The sequence below is a fragment of the Limimaricola pyoseonensis genome (assembly GCF_900102015.1).
GTDB classification, from domain to species: domain Bacteria; phylum Pseudomonadota; class Alphaproteobacteria; order Rhodobacterales; family Rhodobacteraceae; genus Limimaricola; species Limimaricola pyoseonensis.
The window spans coordinates 371126-397268 of the sequence record NZ_FNAT01000003.1 but is presented as its reverse complement, the minus strand read 5'-3'; the positions used below and the strand labels follow the sequence as shown (position 1 = coordinate 397268).

24 protein-coding genes are annotated in these 26143 nt (G+C 71.2%); 14 read left to right on the top strand and 10 right to left on the bottom strand.

Features of this window, described 5'->3' with window-relative positions:
• The first annotated feature begins 83 nt into the window (after positions 1-83).
• The 5 genes from BLT43_RS09485 to BLT43_RS09465 all read left to right on the top strand — a co-directional run bounded on the left by BLT43_RS09485 (position 84) and on the right by BLT43_RS09465 (position 4328).
• The gene (locus BLT43_RS09485; RefSeq protein ID WP_090112237.1) at positions 84-806 is read left to right on the top strand and encodes a competence/damage-inducible protein A; all 723 of its coding nucleotides are present in this window, start codon (positions 84-86) and stop codon (positions 804-806) included.
• Positions 803-1486 (top strand): GNAT family N-acetyltransferase, encoded by a 684-nt coding sequence (locus BLT43_RS09480; RefSeq protein ID WP_090112235.1) that lies wholly within the window; start codon positions 803-805, stop codon positions 1484-1486. Before BLT43_RS09485 ends, BLT43_RS09480 begins: the two co-directional genes overlap by 4 nt.
• Positions 1483-2406 (top strand): OmpA family protein, encoded by a 924-nt coding sequence (locus tag BLT43_RS09475; protein ID WP_242652259.1) that lies wholly within the window; start codon positions 1483-1485, stop codon positions 2404-2406. Before BLT43_RS09480 ends, BLT43_RS09475 begins: the two co-directional genes overlap by 4 nt.
• Positions 2407-2449: 43 nt before the next feature.
• On the top strand, positions 2450-3370 hold the full coding sequence (locus BLT43_RS09470) for a cation diffusion facilitator family transporter (RefSeq protein ID WP_165612579.1): 921 nt from the start codon (positions 2450-2452) through the stop codon (positions 3368-3370).
• 175 nt (positions 3371-3545) lie between these two features.
• Positions 3546-4328 carry a GNAT family N-acetyltransferase gene (locus tag BLT43_RS09465; RefSeq protein WP_090112229.1) on the top strand — a complete coding sequence of 261 codons (783 nt, stop codon included), beginning with the start codon at positions 3546-3548 and terminating at the stop codon, positions 4326-4328.
• Positions 4329-4386: 58 nt separating this feature from the next.
• Here the strand turns inward: BLT43_RS09465 and dps are convergent, their stop codons facing one another.
• The 5 genes from dps to ilvD form a co-directional block, all read right to left on the bottom strand.
• On the bottom strand, positions 4387-4860 hold the full coding sequence (dps, locus tag BLT43_RS09460; RefSeq protein ID WP_090112227.1) for a DNA starvation/stationary phase protection protein Dps: 474 nt from the start codon (positions 4858-4860) through the stop codon (positions 4387-4389).
• Between the two features lie 188 nt (positions 4861-5048).
• On the bottom strand, positions 5049-5954 hold the full coding sequence (locus BLT43_RS09455) for a LysR family transcriptional regulator (protein WP_090112225.1): 906 nt from the start codon (positions 5952-5954) through the stop codon (positions 5049-5051).
• Between the two features lie 116 nt (positions 5955-6070).
• On the bottom strand, positions 6071-8086 hold the full coding sequence (locus tag BLT43_RS09450; RefSeq protein ID WP_090112223.1) for an NADPH-dependent 2,4-dienoyl-CoA reductase: 2016 nt from the start codon (positions 8084-8086) through the stop codon (positions 6071-6073).
• Positions 8087-8156: 70 nt separating this feature from the next.
• Entirely contained in the window at positions 8157-8720 is a 564-nt protein-coding gene (locus BLT43_RS09445; RefSeq protein ID WP_131802637.1) for a DUF6478 family protein, read from the bottom strand.
• Positions 8717-10450 carry a dihydroxy-acid dehydratase gene (gene ilvD / locus BLT43_RS09440; protein WP_090112219.1) on the bottom strand — a complete coding sequence of 578 codons (1734 nt, stop codon included), beginning with the start codon at positions 10448-10450 and terminating at the stop codon, positions 8717-8719. The genes BLT43_RS09445 and ilvD overlap by 4 nt, the downstream gene beginning before the upstream one ends.
• 308 nt (positions 10451-10758) lie before the next feature.
• Between ilvD and accD the strand changes: the two genes are divergently transcribed.
• Genes accD through BLT43_RS09425 form a run of 3 tightly spaced genes read left to right on the top strand, consistent with a single transcriptional unit; the run spans position 10759 to position 13555 of the window.
• Positions 10759-11754 carry an acetyl-CoA carboxylase, carboxyltransferase subunit beta gene (gene accD, locus BLT43_RS09435; protein ID WP_090112218.1) on the top strand — a complete coding sequence of 332 codons (996 nt, stop codon included), beginning with the start codon at positions 10759-10761 and terminating at the stop codon, positions 11752-11754.
• On the top strand, positions 11751-13040 hold the full coding sequence (locus tag BLT43_RS09430; RefSeq protein ID WP_090112217.1) for a bifunctional folylpolyglutamate synthase/dihydrofolate synthase: 1290 nt from the start codon (positions 11751-11753) through the stop codon (positions 13038-13040). Before accD ends, BLT43_RS09430 begins: the two co-directional genes overlap by 4 nt.
• Positions 13037-13555 carry a hypothetical protein gene (locus tag BLT43_RS09425; RefSeq protein WP_090112216.1) on the top strand — a complete coding sequence of 173 codons (519 nt, stop codon included), beginning with the start codon at positions 13037-13039 and terminating at the stop codon, positions 13553-13555. The genes BLT43_RS09430 and BLT43_RS09425 overlap by 4 nt, the downstream gene beginning before the upstream one ends.
• Before the next feature lie 233 nt (positions 13556-13788).
• Here the strand turns inward: BLT43_RS09425 and zapE are convergent, their stop codons facing one another.
• Positions 13789-14868 (bottom strand): cell division protein ZapE, encoded by a 1080-nt coding sequence (gene zapE, locus BLT43_RS09420; RefSeq protein ID WP_090112215.1) that lies wholly within the window; start codon positions 14866-14868, stop codon positions 13789-13791.
• A gap of 65 nt (positions 14869-14933) precedes the next feature.
• Here zapE and BLT43_RS09415 point away from each other — a divergent pair, with 65 nt between their 5' ends.
• Together BLT43_RS09415 and BLT43_RS09410 are read left to right on the top strand one after the other, a co-directional pair.
• Positions 14934-15428 carry a GNAT family N-acetyltransferase gene (locus BLT43_RS09415; protein ID WP_090112214.1) on the top strand — a complete coding sequence of 165 codons (495 nt, stop codon included), beginning with the start codon at positions 14934-14936 and terminating at the stop codon, positions 15426-15428.
• A 96-nt stretch (positions 15429-15524) separates the two neighbouring features.
• Positions 15525-16763 carry an MFS transporter gene (locus BLT43_RS09410; protein WP_090112213.1) on the top strand — a complete coding sequence of 413 codons (1239 nt, stop codon included), beginning with the start codon at positions 15525-15527 and terminating at the stop codon, positions 16761-16763.
• Here BLT43_RS09410 and BLT43_RS09405 read toward each other — a convergent pair.
• Complete coding sequence (locus BLT43_RS09405; RefSeq protein ID WP_090112212.1) at positions 16760-17410, bottom strand: YggS family pyridoxal phosphate-dependent enzyme; 651 nt, start codon at positions 17408-17410, stop codon at positions 16760-16762. The two genes, BLT43_RS09410 and BLT43_RS09405, sit on opposite strands and share 4 nt — an antisense overlap.
• Positions 17411-17589: 179 nt before the next feature.
• On the opposite strand from BLT43_RS09405, the gene BLT43_RS09400 reads away from it, so the two are divergent.
• The 4 genes from BLT43_RS09400 to holA all read left to right on the top strand — a co-directional run bounded on the left by BLT43_RS09400 (position 17590) and on the right by holA (position 22894).
• The gene (locus BLT43_RS09400; RefSeq protein ID WP_090112211.1) at positions 17590-18678 is read left to right on the top strand and encodes a porin; all 1089 of its coding nucleotides are present in this window, start codon (positions 17590-17592) and stop codon (positions 18676-18678) included.
• Between the two features lie 163 nt (positions 18679-18841).
• Positions 18842-21400, top strand: coding sequence for a leucine--tRNA ligase (leuS, locus tag BLT43_RS09395; protein WP_090112210.1), 2559 nt, complete (start codon positions 18842-18844; stop codon positions 21398-21400).
• Positions 21387-21875, top strand: coding sequence for an LPS assembly lipoprotein LptE (gene lptE / locus BLT43_RS09390; protein ID WP_090112208.1), 489 nt, complete (start codon positions 21387-21389; stop codon positions 21873-21875). Before leuS ends, lptE begins: the two co-directional genes overlap by 14 nt.
• Positions 21872-22894, top strand: a complete 1023-nt coding sequence (holA, locus tag BLT43_RS09385) for a DNA polymerase III subunit delta (protein ID WP_090112206.1) — start codon at positions 21872-21874, stop codon at positions 22892-22894. The genes lptE and holA overlap by 4 nt, the downstream gene beginning before the upstream one ends.
• 98 nt (positions 22895-22992) lie before the next feature.
• Here holA and BLT43_RS09380 read toward each other — a convergent pair whose 3' ends face one another.
• The 3 genes from BLT43_RS09380 to BLT43_RS09370 all read right to left on the bottom strand — a co-directional run bounded on the left by BLT43_RS09380 (position 22993) and on the right by BLT43_RS09370 (position 26122).
• Positions 22993-23238, bottom strand: coding sequence for a hypothetical protein (locus tag BLT43_RS09380; RefSeq protein WP_090112204.1), 246 nt, complete (start codon positions 23236-23238; stop codon positions 22993-22995).
• Between the two features lie 98 nt (positions 23239-23336).
• Positions 23337-24002, bottom strand: coding sequence for a YjbF family lipoprotein (locus tag BLT43_RS09375; protein WP_165612578.1), 666 nt, complete (start codon positions 24000-24002; stop codon positions 23337-23339).
• A 2-nt stretch (positions 24003-24004) separates the two neighbouring features.
• On the bottom strand, positions 24005-26122 hold the full coding sequence (locus BLT43_RS09370; protein ID WP_165612577.1) for a YjbH domain-containing protein: 2118 nt from the start codon (positions 26120-26122) through the stop codon (positions 24005-24007).
• Positions 26123-26143 lie beyond the last annotated feature (21 nt).

Here is a 26143-nt window from a genome sequence, read left to right as displayed (position 1 = left end):
GGAATCCAGCAGCCCGTCCGGACAGCGTGGAAATGCCCCCCGCCCCGCCCTATACCTTCGGGGGCAGCAGACCGGAGCGCGCCATGACCAACCCGACCGCCGCCATGCTCGTCATCGGGGACGAGATCCTCTCGGGCCGGACCCGCGACAGCAACATGCACCACCTGGCGCAGGAGCTGACGCTGCGTGGCATCGACCTCGTCGAGGCGCGGGTGGTCTCCGACCGGCACGACGCCATCGTCGCGGCGGTGAAGGCGCTCTCGGCGGCGCATGACCACCTTTTCACCTCCGGCGGCATCGGCCCCACCCATGACGACATCACCGCCGAGGCGGTGGCCGAGGCGATGGGCGCACCGATCGGCGTGCGCGACGACGCCCGCGCCATCCTGCAGGCCCATTACGACCGTTCGGGTCAGGATCTGAACGCCGCCCGGCTGCGCATGGCGCGCATCCCCGACGGCGCCGTGCTGATCGACAACCCGGTCAGCGCCGCGCCGGGCTTCAGCATCGGCAACGTCCACGTCATGGCCGGCGTGCCGCGCATCTTCCAGGCGATGCTGGCGGGGCTCCTGCCGGGCATTCCCGGCGGCAAGCCGGTGCTGTCGCAATCCCTGCGGGTCGAACGCGGCGAGGGCGACGTGGCCGAGCCGCTCTCGGAACTGGCGCGTGCGCACCCCACGCTCGCCATCGGCTCCTACCCGTTCAGCGAGAACGGCGTGCACGGCACCAACATCGTGATCCGCGGCGCCGACGGCGCCGAGATCGAGGCGGCGCTCGTGAAGCTGTCGGAGCGGTTCGCGGCGTGACCCCGGCGCGCGGCTTCGCGGCGCTCGCGGCGACATGGCCGCCTGCGGCGTCGCGGCGCTGCGGACCGGTCCGGCTACGCGACGGCGCGGGCGGCGGCAGCCGGGTCTCGGCCGCGACGGTCGAGGATGCCTTCGACGACGCCGATCTCGACGCCGCCATCTCGGAGATGGGCAACGAAGGGCGTGCGCCCCTCTTCATGGTCCGAAGCGGCGAGGACGCGCTCGACGCGGCGCTGGCCGCGCGCGGCTTCGCGGTGAAGGACCCGACGCTGATCCTCGCCGCGCCCCTGGATGCCCTCGCCTCGACGACGCCCGACGCCCATTGGCCGCCCGACGAAACCGACCGCGCCATCTGGGCCGATGGCGGCATCGGGCCGGAGCGCATCACGGTGATGCAGCGCACGCCGCACCCCAGGGCCGTGCTGCGCGGCCCCGACGCCTGCGCCTTCGTCGTCTGCCACGACGAGGTCGCCATGCTGCACGCACTGGAAGTGGCGGCCCCGGCCCGCCGCCGTGGCGCGGGCCGGACCGTCATGGCCATGGCGGCGGGCTGGGCGCGGACGCAGGGGGCGGCGCATCTCGCCCTCGCCGTCACCCGCGCCAACGCGCCTGCCCGCGCGCTCTATGCCCGGCTCGGCTACGCGGAGCTCGCGCGCTACCACTACCGGGTCGCGGCGTGAGGGCACTGGCCGCCCTCCTCGCCCTCTGCCCTGCCATGGCGGCGGCGCTCGACCTGCCGCTGCCCGCGGGCGCGCGGCTCACCGCCGAACGGGTCGAGGACGGCGCGAGCTACGCCCTGCCGACCGGCCCGGCCCGAGGCGGCCCGCCGCCCGCCGAGACCCTGACCGGCACCATAACCGCCCGCGCCTGGCGGCTGGCCGGCGCAGGGCCGCCGGCTCAGATCGTCGCGCCGCTGCGCGCGGCGCTCGAGGCCGAGGGCTTCGAGATCCTGCTCGACTGCGCCGCCGAGACCTGCGGCGGCTACGACTTCCGCTACGGGACCGAGGTGCTGCCGCCGCCCGACATGCATGTCGATCTCGGCCGCTTTCGCTTCCTGTCGGCCCGGCGCGACACCGAGGACGGCACCGAGGCGGTCGGGCTGCTCGCCAGCCGCAGCGCGGATGCGGGCCATCTGCAGGCGATCCGCGTCACCCCCGCAGGTGCGGCACCGCCCGCCCCCGCCCCGGCTTCGCCCCCCGTCGCGCCGGCGCCGGACGAGGCGGACGACCTCGCCGCCCTGCTCGAACGCGACGGTCACGCCGCCCTGCCCGGCCTCGCCTTCGCCCCCGGCCGCTCGACCCTCGGGCCCGGCCCGCACCCGGCGCTGGCGGCGCTGGCCGACTGGCTGGCCGCCGATCCGGAGCGGCGGGTGGCGCTGGTCGGTCACACCGACCTCACCGGCGCGCTCAAGCCGAACGTGGCGCTGTCGCGCCGCCGGGCGCAGGCGGTGCTGGACGTTCTGGCGCGCGACCACGGCGTGGCGCGCGACCGGCTGCGCGCCGAGGGCGCGGGCTGGCTGGCGCCGCGCGCCGGCAACGCCACGCCGGAGGGGCGCGAGGCCAACCGCCGGGTCGAGGCGGTGGTGACGGCCGGGGGTTGAACCCGCCGGCCTGCGGGCGTCATCTGGAATGCAGGAGGCGCGCATGGGTCATTCGCATCACCACGGCCATCACCACCACGTCCACCCGGAGGCCGGCGACCGGCGGGTCGGCGGCGCCATCGCGGTCAACCTCGCACTGACCGCGGCGCAGATCGTGGGCGGCCTCGTCTCGGGCAGCCTCGCGCTGATCGCCGACGCGCTGCACAACCTGTCGGACGCGATGTCGCTGGTGATCGCGCTGGCCGCCCGGCGCATCGCGCGCCGCCCGGCCGACGCGGCGATGACCTTCGGCTATGGCCGGGCCGAGGTGGTGGCGGCGCTGGTCAACTACACCACGCTGATCCTGATCGGGCTCTATCTCGGCTACGAGGCGGTCGCCCGCTTCTTCGCGCCCGAGCCGGTGCTGGGCTGGATCATGGTCTGGGTCGCGGGCCTCGCGCTGGCGGTGGACCTCATCACCGCGGCGCTGACATGGGCCATGGCGAAGGACAGCGTCAACATCCGCGCCGCCTTCCTGCACAACCTCGCCGACGCGCTGGGCTCGGTCGCGGTGATCGTGGCGGGCCTCGCGGTGCTGGCCTTCGGCTGGCACTGGGTCGACCCCGTCGTGACGCTCGGCATCGCCGGCTACATCCTGTGGATGTCGCTGTCGGAGATCGGCGGCGTGATCCGCATCCTGATGCTCGGCGCGCCGCCCGGCCTCGACACCGATGCGGTGCTCGAACACCTGCGCGGCATCGACGGCGTCGGCTCGGTGCACCATGTCCACCTGTGGCAGATGCAGGAGCACGCCCCGGCGCTCGACGCGCATGTCGCGGTGCCCGAGGGCCGCTGGTCCGAGGCCGACGGCATCAAGGCCCGGATCAAGCGCTCGCTGGCAGACCGCTTCGGCATCGGCCACGTGACGCTGGAGATGGAATGCGCGGCCCATGCCTGCGAGGGCGCGAACGCCATCGGGCATTGAGAGCTGCGGGCGGCTGCGACACGAATCTGGCGGTCCGGAGGACGGTGGCGTGGCGTTCCCCGGTCACCCGAAAACTCCGCGCGCCCCGTCGCCGGCCGCTTGACGCCTCCCGGGCACTGGGACGAGATCCGCCAAGTGCCCGGGCTTCAGGCCGCGTCCCAAGGAGAGAAACCACATGTTCAGCACGTTGGGATTCGCGAGCGATGCGCTGGTGCTGTCGGGCGCGGCGCGGATCGAGCCGCATGACGACCGGCTGGTGATCCGTACCCCGGCCGAGCCGGATTTCTGGTTCGGCAACATGGTCGTGTTCCGCGACCCGCCCGACCCCGAGGCGCAGATCGCGCGGTATCACGCCGACTTCCCCGAGGCGAAGCACGTCACGCTGGGCTGGGACCGGCCCGACCTCGAACGCGGCGCGGCGCTCGACGCACTCGCGGCCCAGGGCTTCGAGATCGGCGAGACGGATGTGTTGGCGCTGCGGGGCGAACTGCAGCGTTTGGAGGCGCCCGAGGGCATCGCGATCCGCGCCGTCGAGGGCGAGGCGGACTGGGCGCAGCTGTTCGACTTGCACCTCGCCACCGCGCGGGAGGAGGGCATGGAGGGCCCCGAGTTCCGCGCCTTTCTGGCGGGCCGCATGGCCACCCGGCGGCGGCAGATCGCGACGGGGTTCGGCATCTGGCTCGCCGCCCATGACGGGGCCGGGATGGTCGCCGCTCTCGGCATCTTCGCCGACGACCACGTCGCCCGCTACCAGGAGGTCGAGACCGCAGCGAACCACCGCCGCCGCGGCATCTGCGCGGCGCTGGTCTGCGCCGGCGCCGACTGGGCGGCAGCCCGGCGGCCCGGGGCGGTTCCGGTGATCCTGGCCGACCGCCACGGCCCGGCGGGACGGATCTACCGCCGTTGCGGCTTCGCCCACGAGGAGACGCTGTTCACCGCGCTGCGCCAGCCTGCCTGAGCCGGAAACGCGCACGGCCCGCCGAGGCGGGCCGTGCGTATGACGGTTCGACGTTCGGTCAGCCGTTGGCGCCGATGAACCACGCGTCTTTGTCGATGGTGCGGCTCACCTCGGTGAACAGGTCGGCGGTGTCCTCGTCGCCAGCCTCGCCGGCCTCGTCCATCGCCTTGCGGATCTCGCCGCCGACGAACATGTAGCGCGCCTTCAGCTCCTCGATGTGCTTGCCGATCTCCGACAGCTCGACCGGGTAGGCCTCCATCTGCGACTTCTCGGCCGCGACCTCGACGGTGCCGCGCGCGAAGCCGCCCAGGATCACCGCGCGCTCGGCCATCAGGTCGGCGCCCTCGCGCAGGCGGTCGGCGGCGTCGTCCAGAAGCTCGTGCACGCCGATGAAGCCCTTGCCCTTGAGGTTCCAGTGCGCCTGCTTCACCGCCAGCGTCAGGGCGACCATGTTGGCAAGGTTCTTGTTGAGCAGGTCCACCATCTGCTGGCGGGTGTCCTGCGTCAGTTCGGACGTGAAATTCTCGGGCATCTCTGGCCTCCTTCCAATTGCCAAGTCGGCTGTCGGTCAGGCAACGTCCCGGCGCTGCGCGGGTTCCTGCGCGCATCCGCCGCGCCATGCGCAAATCCGTCGCACCCCGCCGTGGCGCGACGAAAAAGCGGCGCGATCCGCGAGGGGACCGCGCCGAGGCGCAGGCACGGGGCAGCGTGCGCTGGGGATCACCAGTCGTCGGGGCCCTTCTCGGCGAAGGCCTGGACGAGGAAATCTATGAAGGCGCGGACCTTGGGCTGGGTGAAGCGGCCCGGCGGGTAGACCGCGTAGATACCCTGCGTCTCGACCGGCAGGCTCGGGATCGCTTCCTCGACCAGCCCCTTCTTCAGCGCGTCGGCATAGAGGAAGGAGGGCAGGTAGGCGATGCCGAGACCCCCGATGCAGGCATTGAGCAGCGACTGCCCGTCATTGACCGTGAGCCAGCCGGCGGTGCGGACGTGGCGCTTCTCGCCCGAGGGCGAGGTGAGCTTCCAGACCGCGCCGTTCGAGGCGTTGGAGTAGTGCAGGAGCTTGTGCTCGTTCAGGTCGTCGATCCGCTCGGGCCGGCCGTAGCGCGCGAAGTAGGAGGGCGCGGCGATCATCTTCTTGCTGGTCTCGGTCAGCTTGCGGGCGCGCAGCGTCGAATCCTCCAGCTCGCCGATCCGCACCGCCATGTCGAAGCCCTCGGAGATCAGCTCCACGTAGCGGTTGTTGAGCACCATGTTGACGGTGATGTCCGGAAACTCCTGCAGGAAGTTTCCCAGCACCGGCGAGAGGTGGTTCACCCCGAAATCCGTGGCGACCGAGATCCGCAAAAGCCCCGATGGCGCCGACTGCATCGATGTCACCAGCGCGTCGGCCTCGCCCGCGTCGTTCAGCACCCGCCGGGCGCGGTCGTAATAGGCCAGCCCGATCTCGGTCGGGCTGACGCGCCGCGTGGTGCGGTTCAGAAGCCGCGCGCCGAGCCGCGCCTCGAGCGAGGAGACGTGCTTGGAGACGGCGGATTTCGAGATCCCCATCTTGCGCGCCGCGTCGGTGAACCCGCCCTGGTCCACCACCGTGGCGAAGGCCTCCATTTCGGTCAGGCGATCCATGACGTCTCTCCGCGTTTCCGTCTGCCCCGTCGTTCTGACGAAGGATTCGGGCGCGATTGGGACGCCTGCCTGACAATTCGAAGCCTGAATACGGACTGGAACCGCAGCGGAAACAGCTAGAGCGCGGCGGCGAGACGCGTGCCCTGGTCGATCGCGCGCTTGGCGTCGAGCTCGGCCGCGACGTCGGCGCCGCCGATCACGTGGGTCTCGACGCCCAGCGCCCGGAGCGCGTCGGCCAGGCTGCGCTCGCTTTCCTGCCCGGCGCAGAGCACGATGGTGTCGGCCTCGATCAGACGCGACCCCTCGGGCGTGCCGACGTGCAGGCCATGTTCGTCGATCCGCTCGTAGCTCACCCCGCCCAGCATCTCGACCGCGCGCATCTGCAGACCGGCGCGATGCACCCAGCCGGTGGTCTTGCCCAGCCGCTTGCCGAGCTTCTCGGCCTTGCGCTGCAGGAGCGTCACCTTGCGCACCGGCGCCTCGGGGCGCGGCCCGTCGGGCGACAGCCCGCCGCGCGCGGCCTCAGGGTCGGTGATGCCCCATTCGGCCCGCCAGGCCGGCAGGTCGATGGTGGTGCTGTGGCCGGTCACGAGGAACTCGGCCACGTCGAAGCCGATGCCGCCCGCGCCGACCACCGCGACGCGCGGCCCGGCCTTGGCGCGGCCCGAGAGCAGCTCGGCATAGGAGACGACGTTCGGCCCCTCCTGCCCCGGGATGTTCGGGTCGCGCGGGGTGACCCCGGTGGCGACGATCACGGCGTCGAAGGCCGCCAGCGCCTGCGCGTCGGGCGTCTCGTTCAGACGGGTCTCGATGCCGCTCGCGGCCAGCTCGGTCTCGAACCAGCGGATCAGCCCCCTGAACTCCTCCTTGCCGGGGATCGCGGCGGCGTAGTGCAGCTGGCCGCCGATCCGGCCCGCCTTGTCGAAAAGCGTGACCGCATGGCCGCGCTCCGCCGCCGCCAGGGCCGCCGAGAGCCCGGCCGGACCGGCGCCGACCACGGCGAGGCGGCGCGGTGTCTCGGCGGGCGCCAGCACCAGCTCGGTCTCGTGGCAGGCGCGCGGGTTGACGAGGCAGCTGGTGAGCTTGCCCTGGAAGGTGTGGTCGAGGCAGGCCTGGTTGCAGGCAATGCAGGGCGCGATCCGCGCCGCCTCGCCCTTCGCCGCCTTGGAGACGAAGTCGGCATCGGCGAGGAAGGGCCGCGCCATCGAGATCATGTCGGCGCCGCCATTCGCGAGGATCGCCTCGCCGATCTCCGGCGTGTTGATCCGGTTCGAGGCGATCACCGGCACCGAGACCTCGGGCCGCAGCTTCGCGGTCAGCTCGGCGAAGGCGGCGCGCGGCACGCTCGTCACGATGGTCGGCACCCGCGCCTCGTGCCAGCCGATGCCGGTGTTCAGCACGTCCGCGCCCGCCGCCGCGACCGCGCGGGCCAGCGCCACGACTTCCGACCAGTCCTGCCCCTCGGGCACGAGGTCGAGAAGCGAGATGCGGTAGATCAGCAGCTTTTCCGGGCCGAGCGCGGCGCGCACCCGGCGCACCACCTCGACCGGCAACCGCATCCGGTTCTCGAGGCTGCCGCCCCAGCGGTCGGTGCGGCGGTTGGTGCGCGGCGCGAGGAACTGGTTGAGGAAGTAGCCCTCCGAGCCCATCACCTCGACGCCGTCATAGCCGGCCTCGACCGCGCGCGCGGCGGCGGTGGCGATGTCGGCGATCTGCTGCTCGATCCCGTCCTCGTCCAGCTCGACCGGGGTGAAGGCGCTGATCGGCGCGCGGATCGCCGAAGGGCCGACGCAGCGCTTGGAATAGGCGTAGCGCCCGGCATGCAGGATCTGCATCGCGATCCGCCCGCCCTCCTCGTGGACGCGGGCCGTGACGCGGGCGTGGTTGGCGATGTCGTCCTCGGTGAAGAGCCCCGCCGCGCCGGGATAGACCCCGCCTTCGCGGTTGGGCGCCATGCCGCCGGTGACGATCAGCCCGGCCCCGCCGCGCGCGCGGGCGGCGTAGAACTCCGACACGCGGTGCCAGTCGCCGGTCTCCTCCAGACCGGTATGCATTGAGCCCATCATCACCCGGTTGGGCAGCGACAGCGGGCCGAGATCGATCGGCGAGAGGAGGGTCGGATAGGCGGTCATGCGGGTCTCCCTGTTCGGGCGCAGAATGGCGGCAGGTGACGCGCGCGTCATCCGCGACGCGGCGTCAGCCTCAGAACCGCGCGCGCGGCAGGCGCGACAGCGTCAGCTCGCGGATCAGGAGCGGCCCCGGCGCGGGGCGCTCGAGGATCAGGTCGATCCAGCCCGCATCCGCCTGCAGCACCATGGCGGGCAGCGGCCACATGTCGAACTCGACCGCGCCGTCGCCGCTCTCGGGCAGCGCTTCGACGACCTGCTCGACATTCGGGCCATGCCGCAGGTTCAGCCGCACCGTGCTGCGCGGGGCGGTTACCCGGACCGACAGGTCGAGCCGCAGCAGATGGTCGCGCGAAAGCCCGCGCAGCGCCTCGGGCGCGAGGTCGATGGCGAGGCTGAGATAGGCGAGGCCGGCACCGGGCGTGACGGCGAGGCCGCCGTCACCCGGCGCGACCTCCGGCGCGTCGCCGCCCTCGAAGAACAGCCGCAGGCCGGGGGCGAGCGTCATGCCGGAGGCCGGGCGTGCGGCGGCGACCTCCGCCAGCGGCACCTGCCACAGCCAGTCGGCCCCGTGCGGCAGCGGCGGCCCCTCGGGCCGCCGCGAGGCGGCGCGCCGGAACACGCCGCCGGGCCGTGTCACTGGTCCATGTAGATGTGGCTCTCGCCCTGCGCGCCCGGATGGGTCACCGCGCCCTTGCGGGCCGAGCCGACGAGCTGGGCGTATTTCCACAGCGCACCCGAGGTGTAGTCGTTGGTGCGCGGGCCCTTCCAGGCGTCCTTGCGCTCGGCCAGCTCGCTTTCGCTGAGGTCGACCGAGATCTCGCCCTTCACCGCGTCGATGGTGATCATGTCGCCATCCTTCAGCAGCGCGATCGGCCCGCCATGCGCGGCCTCGGGGCCGACATGGCCGACGCAGAACCCGCGGGTCGCGCCCGAGAAGCGGCCATCGGTGATCAGCGCGACCTTCTTGCCCATGCCCTGGCCCGAAAGCGCGGCGGTGGTCGCCAGCATCTCGCGCATGCCGGGGCCGCCGGCCGGGCCCTCGTTGCGGATGACGATCACCTCGCCTTCCTTGTACTGGCGCTGGCGCACCGCCTCGAAGGCGTCCTCCTCGCTCTCGAAGACCCGCGCCGGGCCGGTGAAGACCTGGTCCTCGGCCTTCATGCCCGCGACCTTCACGATGGCGCCGTCGGGGGCGAGGTTGCCCTTGAGGCCGACCACGCCGCCGGTGGGGGTGATCGGGCTGGCGACGGTGTGGATCACCCGGCCGTCGGCCTCGCGCTCGATCCGCTCGATCTCCTCGCCGATGGCGCGGCCCGAGGCGGTGATGCAGTCCTCGTGGATCAGCCCGGCCTTGCGCAGCTCCTTCATCACCACCGGCACGCCGCCCGCCTCGTGCAGGTCCTTGGCGACGTATTCGCCGCCCGGGCGCAGGTTCACGAAATAGGGCGTGTCGCGGAAGATCTCGCAGACGTCGAGCAGGTCGAAATCGATCCCCGCCTCATGCGCGATCGCCGGCAGGTGCAGGCCGGCATTGGTCGAGCCGCCGGTGCAGGCCACCACGCGGGCCGCGTTCTCGAGGCTCTTGCGGGTGACGATGTCGCGGGCGCGGATGTTCTTCGCGATCAGCTGCATCACCGCCTGGCCCGAGAAGTCGCCATACTGGTCGCGGCTCTCATAGGGCGCGGGCGCGCCCGAGGAGTTCATCAGCGCGAGGCCGATCGCCTCGGAGACGCAGGCCATGGTGTTGGCGGTGTACTGGCCGCCGCAGGCGCCGGCCGAGGGGCAGGCCACGCGCTCGAGGATCGCTAGTTCCGCGTCCGACATGTTGCCCGCCGCGTGCTGGCCCACCGCCTCGAACACGTCCTGCACCACGACGTCGCGGCCGTTCAGCTTGCCCGGCAGGATCGAGCCGCCATAGATGAAGACCGACGGCACGTTGAGCCGCACCATCGCCATCATCATCCCCGGCAGCGACTTGTCGCAGCCCGCGAGGCCCACGAGCGCGTCGTAGCAATGGCCGCGCATGGTCAGCTCGACCGTGTCGGCGATGGCGTCGCGCGAGGCGAGCGAGGAGCGCATCCCCTCGTGGCCCATGGCGATGCCGTCGGTGACGGTGATGGTGGTGAACTCGCGCGGCGTGCCGCCGCCCTTCTTCACGCCCATCTTCACCGACTGCGCCTGGCGCGACAGCGCGATGTTGCAGGGCGCGGCCTCGTTCCAGCAGGTGGCGACGCCGACCCAGGGCTGGTGGATCTCCTCCTCGGAGATGCCCATGGCGTAGTAGTAGCTCCGGTGCGGGGCGCGCTCGGGGCCCTCGGTCACGTGGCGGCTGGGAAGTTTCGTCTTGTCGAAACGGGCGTCGGTCATGGGCTGTCCCTCCCGGAGTTGGCTGTGGGCAGGGATAGACAGGCCCCGCCGGGACGGCAAGGCGCGATGGCTCTTCGAGACGGCTGCGCGATACGAAATCCGCGCTTTCGCCGCGCCCCGGCGCAACAACCCGCCACCGCGCGCCGCGCGAGCGACAGATCGCGAAAGCCCGCCGGCGCCGATCCCGTGCCGTTTGCGCGTCTGGCGCGCGTCTGGCGCGCGGCGCCGCGGCGCGACCACCGCCCGAATTGCAATCCGCCCGCGCGAAGCGTATCTCGGGCCCGACCCGACGCGCCCGGAGCAGCAAGATGAACTGGATTTCCAACTACGTCCGCCCGCGGATCAACTCGATTTTCTCGCGCCGCGAGGTGCCCGAGAACCTGTGGACCAAGTGCGACGAGTGCGGAACCATGCTGTTCCACCGCGAGCTGGCGGACAATCTCAACGTCTGCACCAATTGCGGGCACCACATGGCGATCACGCCGCGCGACCGCTTCAAGGCGCTGTTCGACGGCGGCGCCTTCACCGAGGTGAAGGTGCCCGAGCCGATCGCCGACCCGCTGAACTTCCGCGACCAGAAGAAATACACCGACCGCCTCAAGGAGGCGCGCCGCAAGACCGCCGAGAAGGAGGCGATGCTGGTCGCCGAGGGCGAGATCGGCCGCACCAAGGTCGTCGCCGCCGGGCAGGACTTCTCCTTCATGGCCGGCTCCATGGGCATGTATGTCGGCAACGCGATCATCGCGGCGGCCGAGCGCGCGGTGAAGCTGAACGCGCCGCTGGTGCTGTTCTCCGCCGCCGGCGGCGCGCGGATGCAGGAAGGCATCCTGTCGCTGATGCAGATGCCGCGCAGCACCGTCGCGATCGAGATGCTGAAAGAGGCCGGGCTGCCCTACATCGTGGTGCTGACGCACCCGACCACCGGCGGCGTCACCGCCTCCTACGCGATGCTGGGCGACGTGCAGATCGCCGAGCCGAACGCGCTGATCTGCTTCGCGGGCCCGCGCGTGATCGAGCAGACCATCCGCGAGAAGCTGCCCGAGGGCTTCCAGCGCGCGGAGTACCTGCTCGACCACGGCATGCTCGACCGGGTGACGCCGCGCGGCCAGATGCGCGAGGAGCTGATCAAGGTGCTGCGGATGCTGCTCGGCCTGCCCGAGGCGGTGATGGCCGACCTGCCCGCCCCCGAGACGCCCGAGCCGGCCGCCGCCAAGGAGGCCGAGGACGCGAAGGGCGAGACGCCCGAGACCCCGGCCGCCAAGCCCGAGCCGAAGCCCGCCAAGCCCGAGGCGCCGAAGAAATGACGCCGGCAGCGGCGGACGCCGGGTCCGACGCGATCCTCGCGCGGATGATGACGCTGCACCCGAAGGTCATCGACCTGACGCTCGACAGGGTCTGGCGGCTGCTCGCGGCGCTGGGCCACCCCGAAGAACGGCTGCCGCCGGTGATCCACCTCGCCGGCACCAACGGCAAGGGCTCGACCCAGGCGATGATCCGCGCCGGGCTCGAGGCCGGGGGTGACCGCGTCCACGCCTACACCTCGCCGCACCTCGCGCGCTTCCACGAGCGCATCCGGCTGGCGGGCGAGCTGATCTCCGAGCCCGACCTCACGGCCCTCCTGGACCGCACCCATGCCGCCAACGGCCCCGAGGCGATCACCTATTTCGAGATCACCACGGCAGCGGCGCTGCTGGCCTTCGCCGAGACCCCGGCCGAGTGGACGCTTCTGGAGACCGGCCTCGGCGGCCGGCTGGATGCGACCAACGTGGTCGCGCGCCCGGCGCTGACCGTGATCACCCCCGTCGATCTCGACCACCAGCAATATCTGGGCGAGACGCTGGAGGAGATCGCGGGCGAGAAGGCCGGCATTCTCAAGCGCGGCACCCCTTGCGTGGTCGCGCCGCAGCACGAGGCGGCGCTCGAGGTGATCGAGGCCAAGGCCGCGCGGCTCGGCGTGCCGCTCCTGGCGCATGGCCAGCACTGGCACGTCACCACCGAGGCCGGCCGGCTGGTCTACCAGGACGAGCGCGGCCTGCTCGACCTGCCGATGCCCAATCTCAGGGGCCCGCACCAAGTGATCAACGCCGGCACCGCCATCGCGGCGCTGCGGGCGCTCGGCCGCGACGAGGCGGCCTGCGAGGCGGCGGTGACCCGCGCCGAATGGCCGGCCCGGATGCAGCGCCTGACGCGCGGCCCGCTGGTCGAGGCCGCGCCCGAGGCCGAGCTCTGGCTCGATGGCGGCCACAACCCGGCGGCCGGCGCGATGCTGGCCGAGACGCTGGCCACCCTGCCCCGCCGCCCGACGCATCTGGTCTGCGGCATGCTCAACACCAAGGACATCGCGGGCTACCTGCGCCCGCTCTCCGGCATGGCCGAGAGCCTGCAGGCGGTGTCGATCCCCGGCGAAGCCAACACCGTGCCCGCCGCCGAAACCACGCGAATCGCCCGCGAGGCCGGCTTCGCCGCCGCCAGCGCCGCGGCGGGCGTCGAGGAGGCGATCCGCGCGATCACGGCGCAGGCGCCGCAGGCGCGGATCCTGATCTGCGGCTCGCTCTATCTCGCCGGGCACGTGCTGCGGCAGAACGGGTGAAAGCGGGGCCGGCGCTGCTTGCGGCGCTGGCCGCCCTGCCGGCCCTGCCCGCCCAGGCCGTCGAGCTGCATTTCTGCTGGCGCGGCAATGCCGGCTACACGATGACCGGCAGCATGCGCTTTCCCGACGCGCTGCTCGCGACCGACCTCGTCACCGAGGCCGATGTCACGCATTTCGAGATCACCGGCTACCGCGACGGCGAGACGCTGGGCCGCTGGCGGCTGAAGGATCTGACGCCCGAGACCTCTTGGCTGCTGAGCTTCGACCCGCAAGAGATGCGATTTCCGATGCCGGGCTTCGGGGTCTTTCAGGCCTGGAACGCCGATGGCGCGGTGGACGACTGCGGCGATCCGGGCTTCGGCTTCAACGCCGGCAATGGCGGTCAAGACGTCTGCGTGAACGGCCGCTTCGTCACCGAATCGACGATTCCCTGGCACACCCCGCTGATCGCCGGCCCCGAGCCAGTCTCGGCCGACTGCATCGGCTCCCGGCTGCTGTCCGAGGCAAGGAATTGAATCGTTAACGATTCTGCCGATCGCGGCCCTCGGCCCGGCACCACTACCGGGGAATGGGACGTAACGGAAAAACGCGCCCCGGTTGACCGCGAGCCCGCGGTTGGCGATTTTGGAGGCACAAGGAAACAGCCCAAGACATCTGGCGCAGATCAGGACGGGGCAGGTTTTCGGGCAGTGACGAAGGGGGTCGCGAGGCGCGCCCCCTTCATTGCATTTCTCGAGGAATTACAACCTCAGGCTGCATCCGCGCCCCAGCCATCGGCCTGCATCTCCTCCAGCCGGCTCGCGGTCCGCTCGAACTCGAAGCTGCCCTCGCCCTCGAGGTAGAGATAGGCCGGCTCGGCGGCGGCCGAGGCCACGAGCCGCACCTTCGCCTCGTAGAGCGCATCGACCAGCGTCACGAATCGCTTCGCCTCGTTGAAGTTCGACCGCGACAGCCGCGGGATGCCGTCGATCATCAGCACCTGCACCCGGTCGGCCAGCGCGAGGTAGTCCGCCGCGCCCAGCGGGCGGCCGCAGAGATCGTGGAAGCCGCTGCGCGCCACGCCGTTGCGATACTCCGGCAGCACCACCTCGCGGCCCGAGACCTGCAGCGTCAGCGGCTCGCCGCCCTCGGCGCCGGTCAGCTCCTTCCAGATCGCGTCGAGCTTGGCCCGCGCGCCCGAATCATTGGGCATGATCCAGCTCTCGCCGCCCCGGAGCCGGCCCTGCCGGTGATCGGTGGCGCTCGCGAGCTCGACCACCTCCATGCGGGCCTTCAGCTGCTCGATGAAGGGCACGAAGAGCTGCCGGTTCAGCCCGTCCTTGTAGAGGTCGTCGGGCACCCGGTTCGAGGTTGTCACCACAGTGACGCCCTGCGCGAAGAGCTTCTCGAACAGCCGCCCGACGATCATCGCGTCGGTGATGTCGGTGACCTGCATCTCGTCGAAGGCGAGAAAGCGCAGCTCGCCCGCCAGCCCCTCGGCCACCGGCGCGATGGCGTCGTCGACGCCGCGGGCGCGGGCCGTCTTCATGTCGGCATGCACCCGCTGCATGAAGGCGTGGAAGTGCCAGCGCGCCTTCGGCAGGTCGATCTCGTCAAAGAGCAGGTCCATCAGCATCGACTTGCCGCGCCCGACCCCGCCCCAGAGGTAGAGCCCCTTCACCGGCTCGGGCGGCTTGGGTTTGCGGAACCAGCCGCCGCGCTGCGGCTCGGGCTGGCGGGCGAGGTCGCGGGCGACGCGGGCGAGCGCGGGCAGCACCGCCTCCTGCGCCGGGTCGGGTTTCAGCGCGCCGGTCTCGATGCGCGCGCGGTAGGCTTGCTCGATGCTCATGGCCCAGCGACATAGCCGGGGCGCCGCGCGTTGCAAAGCCGGCCCGCCCCGGTCAGGGTCGCACCATGGAGATCCGCACCGCCCGCCCCGGCGACGCCACCGCCCTGGCAGAGCTGCACGTGGCCTGCTGGGCCGAGACCTATCCCGGCCTCGTGCCTGCTGAGGAGATCGCGCGCTACGATCGCACATTCCGGCTGCGCCAATGGGAGCAACAGATCGCGAAGGGCACGAGCCGCATAATGATCGCGCCCGGCGCCGGCTTCGCGCAGGTCGGCCCGCAGCGCGAGACGGCCTTGGCCGCGCGCGGATACGTGGCGGAGCTCTACGCGCTCTACCTCACCCGCGCAGCCCAGGGCCGGGGCCTCGGCCGCGCGCTCTTCGCCGCGGCGCTCGGCCCGGCGCCAGGTCGGCTCTCGGCGATGGTGCTGGACGGGAACGACCGCGCCTGCCGATTCTACGAGACCACAGGCGCGCGGCTGGCCGAACGCCGCCCGGAGCGGATCGGAGACGCGGAGATCACGGATCTGCTCTACCTGTGGGACGCGGCACCGGCCCCCTGACCGGCGTCGCTTTTCCCTTCAAAGACGCAAGAGCTGCCCTCTCCGCCTTCGCGGCCGGAGATTGACACTGCCGCCGCGGCAGCGCCTAGATCGCGCATGACCCGCCAGCCGCTCTTCAGCCCCGTCCTGATCGCCGGATGCATCATCGTGATGACCGGTTTCGCGATCCGCGCCTCCTTCGGGGTGTTCCAGATCCCGGTGGCCGAGGAGTTCGGCTGGCCGCGGGCCGAGTTCTCGCTCGCCATCGCGATCCAGAACCTCGCCTGGGGCTTCGGCCAGCCGATCTTCGCGGCGATGGCCGAGAAGATCGGCGACCGGAAGGCGATCGTCGCAGGCGCCGTGGCCTACGCGCTGGGGCTGGTGCTCTCGGCCGGGGCGACCACGCCGCTCGCGCACCAGATGCTCGAGGTGCTGGTGGGCTTCGGCATCGCCGGCACCGGCTTCGGGGTGATCCTCGCGGTGGTCGGCCGCGCGGCCTCGGACGACAACCGCTCGATGGCGCTGGCCGTGGCGACCGCCGCCGGCTCGGCGGGGCAGGTCTTCGGCGCGCCGCTCGCCGAGGCGCTGCTGGCGGTGATGAGCTGGCAGTCGGTCTTCCTGGTCTTCGCCGCGCTGATCCTCGCGACGCTGATGACGCTGCCGATGATGCGCTCGCCCGCCCCGGCCTCGACCGAGGAGCTGCAGGAGAGCATGGCGCAGATCCTCGGCCGCGCGGCGCGCGACCCGTCCTACGCGCTGATCTTCATCGGTTTCTTCTCCTGCGGCTACCAGCTGGCCTTCATCACCGCGCATTTCCCGGCCTTCGTGACCGAGATGTGCGCGCCGATCCTCGGCGGCGGCGTGCTGGCCTCGATGGGCGTCTCGACCACCTCGGCGCTGGGCGCGGTGGCGATCTCGCTGATCGGGCTCGCCAACATCGCCGGCACCATCGCGGCGGGCTGGGCCGGCAAGCGGTTCAGCCGCAAGTACCTGCTGGCCGGGATCTATGCCGGGCGGACGCTGGCGGCGGCGTGGTTCATCCTGACGCCGATGACGCCCGCCACGGTGATCGTCTTCTCGGTGGTGATGGGCAGCCTGTGGCTGGCCACCGTGCCGCTGACCTCCGGCCTCGTCGCGCATCTCTACGGGCTGCGCTACATGGGCACGCTCTACGGCATCGTGTTCTTCTCCCACCAGCTCGGCAGCTTCATGGGCGTCTGGCTCGGCGGCCGGATGTACGACATCTACGGCAGCTACGAGGCGGTCTGGTGGGTCGGCGTCGGGGTCGGCGCGCTCTCGGCTGTCGTGCACCTGCCGATCCGCGAGCGGCGCACGCCGATCGCCGCGGCCGCCTAGGAAGCCCGCGCGCCGAAGATCGCGGAGCCCACGCGCACATGCGTCGCGCCGCGCGCGATCGCCGTCTCGAAATCGCCGCTCATCCCCATCGACAACCCCTTCAGATCATTGCGCGCGGCGATCTCGCGCAGCAGGTCGAAATGCGGCGCCGGGTCTTCCTCGGCGGGCGGGATGCACATCAGCCCCACCACCGGCAGGTCGAGACGGCGGCACTCGGCGACGAAGCCGTCGGCCTCGTCGGGCAGCACGCCGGCCTTCTGCGGCTCAGCGCCGGTGTTGACCTGCACGAAGAGCTCGGGGCAGCGCCCCGTCTCCTGCGCCAGCCGCGCCAGCGTGGTGGCGAGCTTCATGCGGTCGAGCGAATGGATCGCATGTGCCATCTCCATCGCCGCGCGCGCCTTGTTGGTCTGCAGGGGGCCGATGATGTGGATCTCGGTGCCGGCGAAGCGCGGGGCGAGCGCGCCCCAGCGCGACTGCGCCTCCTGCACCCGGTTCTCGCCGAAGACGCGCTGGCCGGCCTCGAGCACCGGCAGCACCCGCTCCTCGGGCTGTTTCTTGGAGACCGCGATCAGCGTGATCTCCTCGGGCGCGCGGCCCGCCTCGCGGGCGGCCTGGGCAATGCGGGCGGTGATCGCGTCGAGCGACATCTGTCCTCCGGGCTTGGCTTTTCCCCTCCCTGCCATCTGTGTGACACCGTTGCATCAATTTTTGCACGGGGGCCCCGCAAAGGGGCCAAATTCCTTGTGTGTGAAGCGTCGCCTGAGCAATGAAACTGCCAATGCTGGTCTGTCTGGCATTCTCGGGAATGCAAACACGAGGGATATCCATGAAACGCATCCTGCTCGCCTCGGCCTCGATCGTGGCCTTCGCCGGCGCCGCCGCCGCCGAAGTGACCTTCGGTGGTGAAGCCACCCTGGGCTACAACGACACCGACACCGCTTCGGACGCCGACGACGATCTCGGCTTCTACTGGGATCTGGAAGTCGGCACCACGCTGACCCAGGAGCTGGACAACGGCATCACCGCCGCCGCCACCTTCGAATTCGACGTGGTCGACAACGACCTCGGCGTCGACCTCGAAGCCGACAGCTTCGTCCTGTCGCTGACCTCGGACGTGGCCGGCCTGTACTTCGGCGACACCGCCCAGGCTGCCGACAGCAAGTGGGTCAGCGCCGGCGACATGGCGCAGGACGGCTTCTCGGAGACCGACGGCGAAGACGTGATCCGCGGCGACTTCGCGGTCTACGGCATCGACACCTCGGTCTCGGCCATCGTCGACAACACCACCGAAGAAGATGACGACGGTGCCTCGGACGACGTGCTCGACCAGTACTCGATCGGCATGGACGGCAACTTCGGCCAGTTCGGCTTCGTCGTGGCCTACCAGTCCGAGGAAGACGACCTGGAAGGCGCCAGCGGCGACTTCAACCCCGAAGAGCTGCTCGGCGTCTCGGTCAGCACCGCCTTCGCCGGCGCCGATGTCCGCCTGGCCTATGCCCGCGACATGACCAACGAAGACGACTCGACCGGCATCGAAGTGGCCTACCCCGTCGGCCCCGTGACCGTCGGCGGCTACTACGTCATCGAGTCGGCTGACGGCGACGACGACACCTGGGGCGTCTCGGCCGACTACACCTCGGGCCCGATCACCGTCGCGACCTTCTACGAGCACGAGCAGGACGGCTCCGAGGACTGGGCCATCGAGGGCTCCTACGACCTCAACAACGGCCTGATCGTTCTGGCCGGCGTGTCGGACGCGGGTGACGACTACTACGTCGCCTCGACCTACGAGCTGGGTGGCGGCGCGCAGCTGCTGGCCTCCTTCGCCGAGGACGACGACGACGACTCCGAGGACGAGATCGGCGATCCGGAGTACCAGGACGGCGCGACCATCGAGGTCTCCTTCGAGTTCTGATCCTTCCCGGATCATCCACTCAGGCAAGGGCGGTCCCTCACGGGGCCGCCCTTCGCTTTTGCGCCCCCCGCCCCCCGCCCGGGTGTGGCGCGTCGCGCCGATGTGCAGTATCACCGCCGGCGGGCCCGTGCGGGGCCGCGAAACGACCATCCGAGGACCGAACATGTCGCGCTACACCGCCGCCGAGATCGAAGCCAAATGGCAGGCCGCCTGGGACGAGGCCGGCCTCTTCACCGCGCGGCGCGACGAGAGCCGCCCGAAATACTACGTGCTCGAGATGTTCCCCTACCCCTCGGGCCGCATCCACATGGGCCACGTGCGCAACTACACGATGGGCGACGTCATCGCGCGGCACCGCATCGCCACCGGCCACAACGTGCTGCACCCGATGGGCTGGGACGCCTTCGGCATGCCGGCCGAGAACGCCGCGATGGCGTCGGGCGGCCACCCGAAGGAATGGACCTACAGCAACATCGCCGACATGCGCGCGCAGATGAAGCCGCTGGGCCTGTCGATCGACTGGAGCCGCGAATTCGCCACCTGCGACCCGGAATATTACGGCCAGCAGCAGGCGCTGTTCATCGACATGCTCGAAAAGGGCCTCGTTTACCGCAAGAACGCGGTGGTGAACTGGGACCCCGTCGACATGACCGTGCTCGCCAACGAGCAGGTGATCGACGGCAAGGGCTGGCGCTCGGGCGCCGAGGTCGAGCGGCGCGAGCTGACGCAGTGGTTCTTCAAGATCTCCGAATACAGCGACGAGCTGCTCTCGGCGCTGGACGGGCTCGACGACTGGCCCGCCAAGGTCAAGCTGATGCAGGCCAACTGGATCGGCCGCTCGCGCGGGCTCGAGATGGCCTTCGGCCTGACCGAGCCGGTGCATGGCCATGACCGGATCGAGGTCTACACCACCCGCCCCGACACGCTCCTAGGCGCGAGCTTCATCGGCATCTCGCCCGACCACCCGCTGGCCCGCGCGCTCGAAAAGGAGCGCGCGGAGGTGGCCGAGTTCTGCGCCGAGGCGCGCAGGGGTGGGACCACCGAGGAGGCGCTGGAGACCGGCGAGAAGCTCGGCTTCGACACCGGCCTCACCGTGCGCCACCCCTTCGACCAGGGCCGCGACCTGCCGGTCTGGATCGCCAACTTCGTGCTGATGGATTACGGCACCGGCGCCATCTTCGGCTGCCCGGCGCATGACGCGCGCGACCTCGACTTCGCGCGCAAATACGGCCTGCCGGTCATTTCCACCTTCGCGCCGGCCAAGGATGACGGACAGCCGCTGGCCGAGGATGGCGGCCCGGCCTTCGTGCCGCCGAAGACCGAGCCCGTGATCTACATCAAGGGCTTCGCCGGCGAGACCGAGCAGACCGGCGAGGCCGCGATCGACGCCGCCATCGACTTCTGCGAGGCCAACGGCGTCGGGCGCGGCGTGACCCGCTTCCGCCTGCGCGACTGGGGCCTGTCGCGGCAGCGCTACTGGGGCTGCCCGATCCCGATCGTGCATTGCGAGAGCTGCGGTGCGGTGCCCGAGAAGAAGGAGAACCTGCCGGTCAGCCTGCCCGACGACGTCAGCTTCGACGTGCCCGGCAACCCGCTCGACCGGCACGCGACGTGGCGCGACGCCCCCTGCCCGCGCTGCGGCAAGCCGGCGCGCCGCGAGACCGACACGATGGACACCTTCGTGGACAGCTCGTGGTACTTCGCGCGCTTCACCAGCCCGCGTGCCGAGACGCCGACCGACATGGCCGAGGCCGAGTACTGGATGAACGTCGACCAGTATATCGGCGGCATCGAGCACGCGATCCTGCACCTGCTCTACTCGCGCTTCTTCGCGCGGGCGATGCAGGTCACGGGCCACCTGCCCGAGGCCGCGATCGAGCCGTTCAACGCGCTCTTCACGCAAGGCATGGTCACGCACGAGATCTACATGACCCGCGACGCGGCCGGCCGGCCGGTCTACCACTTCCCGCAGGACGTGGAGGACGGCAAGCTCAAGGCCACCGGCGAGCCGGTCGAGATCGTGCCCTCGGCCAAGATGTCGAAGTCGAAGAAGAACGTGGTCGATCCCGACGCCATCCTCGCCCAGTACGGCGCCGACACCGCGCGCTGGTTCGTGCTCTCCGACAGCCCGCCCGAGCGCGACGTCGAGTGGACCGCCGCCGGCGCCGAGGCCGCGCACAAGCACCTCGCCCGCGTCTGGCGCATCGCCGACGAGATCGCGCAGGCGACGGAGGGCGACGCGGCTCAGGACGAGGACCTGCTGCGCCAGCTGCACCGCACCATCCGCGACGTGACGCTGGGCGTGGAGAGCTTCGGCTTCAACGCCGCGATCGCCAAGCTCTACGCCTTCACCTCGGTGCTGGCGAAGTCGAAGGCCAGCCTCGAGACGCGGCGCGCGGCCGCGCGCGTGCTGGCGCAGCTGATGGCGCCGATGACGCCGCATTTGTCGGAAGAGATCTGGGCGATGCTCGGCGGCGAGGGCTTCGTCGCCTCCACCCCCTGGCCGGTGACCGAGGAGCGCTTCCTCGTCGAGGACAGCGTCACCCTGCCGATCCAGATCAACGGCAAGCGCCGCTCGGAGATCTCGGTGCCCAAGGAAATGCCGAAATCCGAGATCGAGGCGCTGGTGCTCGAGGACGCGGCGGTGGTGAAGGCGCTCGACGGCGGCAGCCCGAAGAAGCTGATCGTGGTGCCGGGCCGGATCGTCAATGTGGTGGTCTGAGGCCCCGCGCCGGGCGGTCCTGCTCGGCGCGCTGGCGCTCGGCGCCTGCGGCTTCGCCCCGGCCTACGGGCCGGGCGGCGCGGCCGGGGAGCTGCGCGGCGCGGTCACGGTCGAGGCGCCTGCCACCTTCCCCGGCTACGCGCTGCGCGAGCGGCTGCTCGACCGGCTCGGTGCGCCCGGCACGGCGCGCTACCTGCTGGCGGTCGATCCGACCGAGACGGTCGAACAGGCGGCGATCAGCGCCGACGGCGCGGTGACGCGCTACCGCCTGCTGGGCCGCGCCCCGTGGCGGCTCGAGGACGCCGCCAGCGGCGCCGAGATCGCCTCCGGCGTGGCCGAGGGCTTCACCGGCTACTCGGCCACGCTCGGCACCGTGGCCTCCGAGGCGGCCGAGCAGGACGCGCGCGACCGGCTCGCGGTGCTCCTGGCCGACCGGATCGTGACGCGGCTGATCGCGGCCGCGCCGGCGCGATGAAGCTCAACGCCCGCGACGCCGCCGCCTTCTTCCGCAAGCCCGACCCCAAGGCGGCCGGGATCCTGATCTGGGGCGACGACGCGATGCGCGTGGCGCAGCGCCGGCAGGAGGTGATCGCCGCCCTGACCGGCCCGCAGGCCGAGGCCGAGATGCGGCTGACCCGCCTCGCCGCCGCCGAGCTGCGCAAGGAGGCGGCACTCCTGATCGACGCGGTCAAGGCGCAGGGCTTCTTTCCCGGCCCGCGCGCGGTCTTCGTCGAGGGCGCGACCGACGGGCTCGCGCCGCTGTTCGACGCCGCGCTGAAGGACTGGCAGGCGGGCGACGCGCAGATCGTCGCCACCGCGGCGCAGCTCAACGCCAAGTCGGCGCTGCGCAAGCTGTTCGAGGCGAGCCCCAAGGCGGTCTCGATCGGCATCTACGACGACCCGCCGGGGCCGGAGGAGATCGCCGACATGCTGCGCGCGGCGAAGCTGCCCGAACCCGACCATGACGGCCGCGCGCTGCTGCAGGAGCTGTCGCGCGCGCTCGATCCGGGCGCCTTCCGGCAGACGGTGGAGAAGCTCGGCCTCTACAAGCATGGCGACGCCTCCCCCACCACCGCCGCCGACATCGCCGCCGTGGCGCCGCGCTCGACCGAGGCCGAGCTCGACGCGCTGCTTGCCGTGGTGGCCGAGGGGCAGGCGCAGAAGATCGCGGCGCTGCTGCGCCGGCTCTACGCGCAGGGCACGGCGCCGGTGGGGCTGTGCATCGCCGCGCTGCGGCATTTCCGGCAGCTGCACGTCGTCGCCAGCGATCCGGGCGGGCCGGGCTCGGGCATCGCCAAGCTGCGGCCGCCGGTCTGGGGCCCGCGCCGGGACGCGATGACGCGGCAGGCCGGCAACTGGGGCCGCGACCGTCTGGAGAAGGCGGTGATGCTGCTGATCGAGACCGACCTGCAGCTGCGCTCCGCCAGCCGGGCCCCGGCGCAGGCGCTGGTCGAGCGGGCGCTGATCCGGCTGGCGATGATGGCGCGGCGCTGAAGGCGGGGCCGGCCCGCGCCCGTCACGGCGCAAAAGAAAAGGGGCGGACCAACGGCCCGCCCCCTTGTCCGTACCGGGCGAAGCCCGGCGTGGGACGATCAGTCTTCTTCGGTGGTGTCGTCGTCGGAGTCCGACGCGGCAGCCAGGGCCACCAGGCCACCGACGGCCAGCAGCGGCAGCAGGTAGGCAGCGGCACCGCCCAGGGTCGAGGGCGACTCCTGCTCGGGCTCGACCACCACGACCGGCGGCTCGACGATCTCGACGGCCAGGCCACCGGCCAGGGCCGAGGAGGCGGTCATGGTGCCGGCCAGCGCGGCGGCGACGAGGGTTTTGGTGAGGCGCATGTCACTACTCCAGTTAAACAAAGCGTTATTGCGGCTATAGCCAACATACCTGTTTCAGACAAGCTCGTTGACCAGTGGGCGGCTTACCCCAAGGCAAACTAAAGCCGACTGGCTCGCAAATATGCAACAGTCTGGCCGACGAACTGGCGAGAACGGACTATTTCGCCCGCATTGTCGATCCAGTAGGCGTTCTCGAAAGCCAGGCCGCTGCCCTCGCAGCGCTCGACGAAACTGCGGGTCGCGACCTTGCGCAGCCCGAGGTCGATCGTCTCCGTGCCCTCGGGCGTGATCTCGCAGGCGAACTCCGAGCGCGCGACCCGGTCGAGCCCGTCCAGGGACTCGTGCACGCGCCGGGCCGTGCCCCCGCCCTGCCGCAGTGCCCGGCGGGTCTGGCTGGCATCGGCCGCGAGCAGGTCGAAGATCATGCCGCGCGTCGCCACCAGCATGCCGTCGTCGAAGGCCGCGGTGATGCCGCCGGAGGTCGCGAAGGTCTCCCGCGCGCCGTTGTCGGTGACCTTGCGGGCCACCTCGGCCAGCCCGAGGCGGCGCGCCTCGAGACCGAGATAGGCGGCGGGCTCGGCGGCGATCGCCTCGGCCGAGACCCCTTCCGCCGCGACCGCGCCCGAGGCCGAGCGCGGCCCCTCGCCGCGCAGCAGCGAAGCCAGCTGGCCGGCCGTGGCCTGGGCCAGACCGCCACCGCCCGAGCCGGTGCAGCCCGCCACCAGCGTCGCCGCGAGCAGGGCCGTGCCCAGTTTGGTCTTCATGCTCATCTCCAGAACCGTCCCATGCCGTCGCTCAGATCTTCGAGGTGACCGTCGCGCACCTTATCGTAGAGCCGCCCGTCGACGTTGAGGCGCGCCCCGCCATCGCGCGTGAGCGAGGCGATCGAGGTGCTGACGTCGCGCCGCGTCGGCTGCCCGAGCACGTAGTCGATCGGGACGGTCACGCGGATGCCCTTGTCGAAGGAGCCTTCGCCGAACTCGTCGAAGGGCAGGTCGGTCAGGGTGAAGTAGCCGCCGACGCTCCAGCCGTTCTCGAACTCGCGGTCGAGCGCGACGGTGGCGCCCCAGTCGCCCGCCAGGTAGCGGCCGACATCGACCTGGCCGTGGAAGCGGTCGCTGAAGTCGTAGTAGAGCGAGCCGTGGCCGGTGACGATGTCGTAGTCGCGGAAGCCGAAGCCCTGGTCGAAATCGCGCTGGCGGGCGTAGTTCACCTCGACCCCGAAGCCGTAGTCGCGATCCACCGGCTTCCACAGAAGCTCGCCCGAGACGCCGCCATACATCTGCTCGAGATAGCCGACCGTGACGCGCGAATAGACCGCCTCGGCGGGCCGGCCGTAATGGTCGAGGGTCAGACGCTCGATGCCGGTGGTGCCCTCATAGGCGTAGCGCGAGGCGTTGCGGCGCACCGGGAAGGGCCCGTCGCCCTCCTGCTCGAGGATCTCGGGCTCGCCGCGGTTGGCGTAGAGTTCCTGGCGCAGCGCGCCGGAGAGCGAGAAGTTCTCGGAAAACTCGTAGCTGGCCGAGAACTCGAGCCCGGCATTGACCCGGGCCGGGTCGCGGCCGCCGAAGAAGGTGAGGCGCAGATAGGGCCGGATGCCCCAGCCGAAGCGGTCGTCGGTGCGGGGCAGCTCGACCAGCCCCTCGCGCGGGCCGGCCTCCGACAGGTCGAGCTTCTGGGCGATGGCGGACGTGCCGCCGGCCACCGTCTCGTAGGTCTCGATGTCGCTGCGGCTCAGGGTGACGGCCGAGAGCGGCATGCCCTCGCGCATCGGCTCGAGCACGAAGGTCTCGATCGAGGGCGGCAGGCCGACGCTCAGCATCCTCGCGATCCGGCCCATGGCCTGCGCTTCGGCGCGGTAGCGGTTGTTGGTGTAGCGCAGCCGCACGCGGCGGTCGGAGAGCTCGATCGAGTCGAGATCGACGCCCTCGGCGCGCAGCGCCTTCTGCAGCTCGGTTCCGATCTTCGCCTCGGGCAGCGCGGCGCGGTCCCAGCTCTGGGCGGCGCGCGCATCGGCGGCGCGCACCGACACCGGCACCGGGGCCGAATCGAGGCCGGGTCCGAAGGGCCGGTCCTTGGGGTTGATGATGACCGAGCCGGTCAGCGCGAACTCGCTGCCGTAGAGATAGGCGGCGCCGAACTGGAAGTTCGGCACCGGCCGCCATGTCGCCCCGAAATTGAGCGGCGAGTCGTGCTCGATCAGGCCCCTCTCGGTTTCCTCCTCATAGGCGTCGGAGGAGTATTCCGCCTTCAGCGTCACCGTGTCGGTCGGCGCGTATTCGACGCCGCCGAAGAAGGCCACGTCGCCGCGGAACAGCTGGTCGGTCTCGACCTCGCCGCCGAGACCGAAATCGATCCGCTCGCGGTCGAGCCCGAACGGGCTCGAGAAGCCGTTGTAGGAGCCGAGCCGCCCCCAGCCGAGACCGGCGCTCACGCGCAGGGAATCGCCGAAGGTCTTGGTGCCGACGAGGTACTCGGCGCTGTAGATCCCGGTGCCGAGGAAATCCTGCAGGCCCACGGCGAAGGCCGGCATGTAGCGGCCCTCGTCATTGAAGCGGTAGCGCAGGTCGAAGCTGCGATCGGCGTAGTTGCCGTCACCCTCGCCGCCGAAATCCTCGATCCGGGTCAGGCGGAAGGTGCCGGTGAGGTTCGGCAGCACCTGAAAGGTGAAGTTGTTGCGGGTCTGCCCGTCGAAGCTGCCCACCGTCGCGGCGATGGTGCCGTCACGCGCGCTCAGCGCCGAGGGCATCTCGATCAGGCCCGGCGTGCCGTAGAGCGTGTAGCTCACGCCGCGGTCGGACTGGCTCTGGGCGTGGACCGCCCCCGCCGCCAGAAGGGCGGCCACGCTGGCGGCCCCGGCCCGGCGGATCGCTCGGATCGTCATCTCGTGCTGCACTCCCTGCTC

Bases quoted from the DNA above. Each gene is read 5' to 3' on its own strand.
- BLT43_RS09485 (WP_090112237.1), top strand. From the start codon at position 84: ATGACCAACCCGACCGCCGCCATGCTCGTCATCGGGGACGAGATCCTC.
- BLT43_RS09470 (WP_165612579.1), top strand. From the start codon at position 2,450: ATGGGTCATTCGCATCACCACGGCCATCACCACCACGTCCACCCGGAG.
- BLT43_RS09465 (WP_090112229.1), top strand. From the start codon at position 3,546: ATGTTCAGCACGTTGGGATTCGCGAGCGATGCGCTGGTGCTGTCGGGC.
- dps (WP_090112227.1), bottom strand. From the start codon at position 4,860: ATGCCCGAGAATTTCACGTCCGAACTGACGCAGGACACCCGCCAGCAG.
- BLT43_RS09455 (WP_090112225.1), bottom strand. From the start codon at position 5,954: ATGGATCGCCTGACCGAAATGGAGGCCTTCGCCACGGTGGTGGACCAG.
- BLT43_RS09450 (WP_090112223.1), bottom strand. From the start codon at position 8,086: ATGACCGCCTATCCGACCCTCCTCTCGCCGATCGATCTCGGCCCGCTG.
- ilvD (WP_090112219.1), bottom strand. From the start codon at position 10,450: ATGACCGACGCCCGTTTCGACAAGACGAAACTTCCCAGCCGCCACGTG.
- accD (WP_090112218.1), top strand. From the start codon at position 10,759: ATGAACTGGATTTCCAACTACGTCCGCCCGCGGATCAACTCGATTTTC.
- BLT43_RS09430 (WP_090112217.1), top strand. From the start codon at position 11,751: ATGACGCCGGCAGCGGCGGACGCCGGGTCCGACGCGATCCTCGCGCGG.
- zapE (WP_090112215.1), bottom strand. From the start codon at position 14,868: ATGAGCATCGAGCAAGCCTACCGCGCGCGCATCGAGACCGGCGCGCTG.
- BLT43_RS09415 (WP_090112214.1), top strand. From the start codon at position 14,934: ATGGAGATCCGCACCGCCCGCCCCGGCGACGCCACCGCCCTGGCAGAG.
- BLT43_RS09410 (WP_090112213.1), top strand. From the start codon at position 15,525: ATGACCCGCCAGCCGCTCTTCAGCCCCGTCCTGATCGCCGGATGCATC.
- BLT43_RS09405 (WP_090112212.1), bottom strand. From the start codon at position 17,410: ATGTCGCTCGACGCGATCACCGCCCGCATTGCCCAGGCCGCCCGCGAG.
- BLT43_RS09400 (WP_090112211.1), top strand. From the start codon at position 17,590: ATGAAACGCATCCTGCTCGCCTCGGCCTCGATCGTGGCCTTCGCCGGC.
- leuS (WP_090112210.1), top strand. From the start codon at position 18,842: ATGTCGCGCTACACCGCCGCCGAGATCGAAGCCAAATGGCAGGCCGCC.
- lptE (WP_090112208.1), top strand. From the start codon at position 21,387: ATGTGGTGGTCTGAGGCCCCGCGCCGGGCGGTCCTGCTCGGCGCGCTG.
- holA (WP_090112206.1), top strand. From the start codon at position 21,872: ATGAAGCTCAACGCCCGCGACGCCGCCGCCTTCTTCCGCAAGCCCGAC.
- BLT43_RS09380 (WP_090112204.1), bottom strand. From the start codon at position 23,238: ATGCGCCTCACCAAAACCCTCGTCGCCGCCGCGCTGGCCGGCACCATG.
- BLT43_RS09375 (WP_165612578.1), bottom strand. From the start codon at position 24,002: ATGAAGACCAAACTGGGCACGGCCCTGCTCGCGGCGACGCTGGTGGCG.
- BLT43_RS09370 (WP_165612577.1), bottom strand. From the start codon at position 26,122: ATGACGATCCGAGCGATCCGCCGGGCCGGGGCCGCCAGCGTGGCCGCC.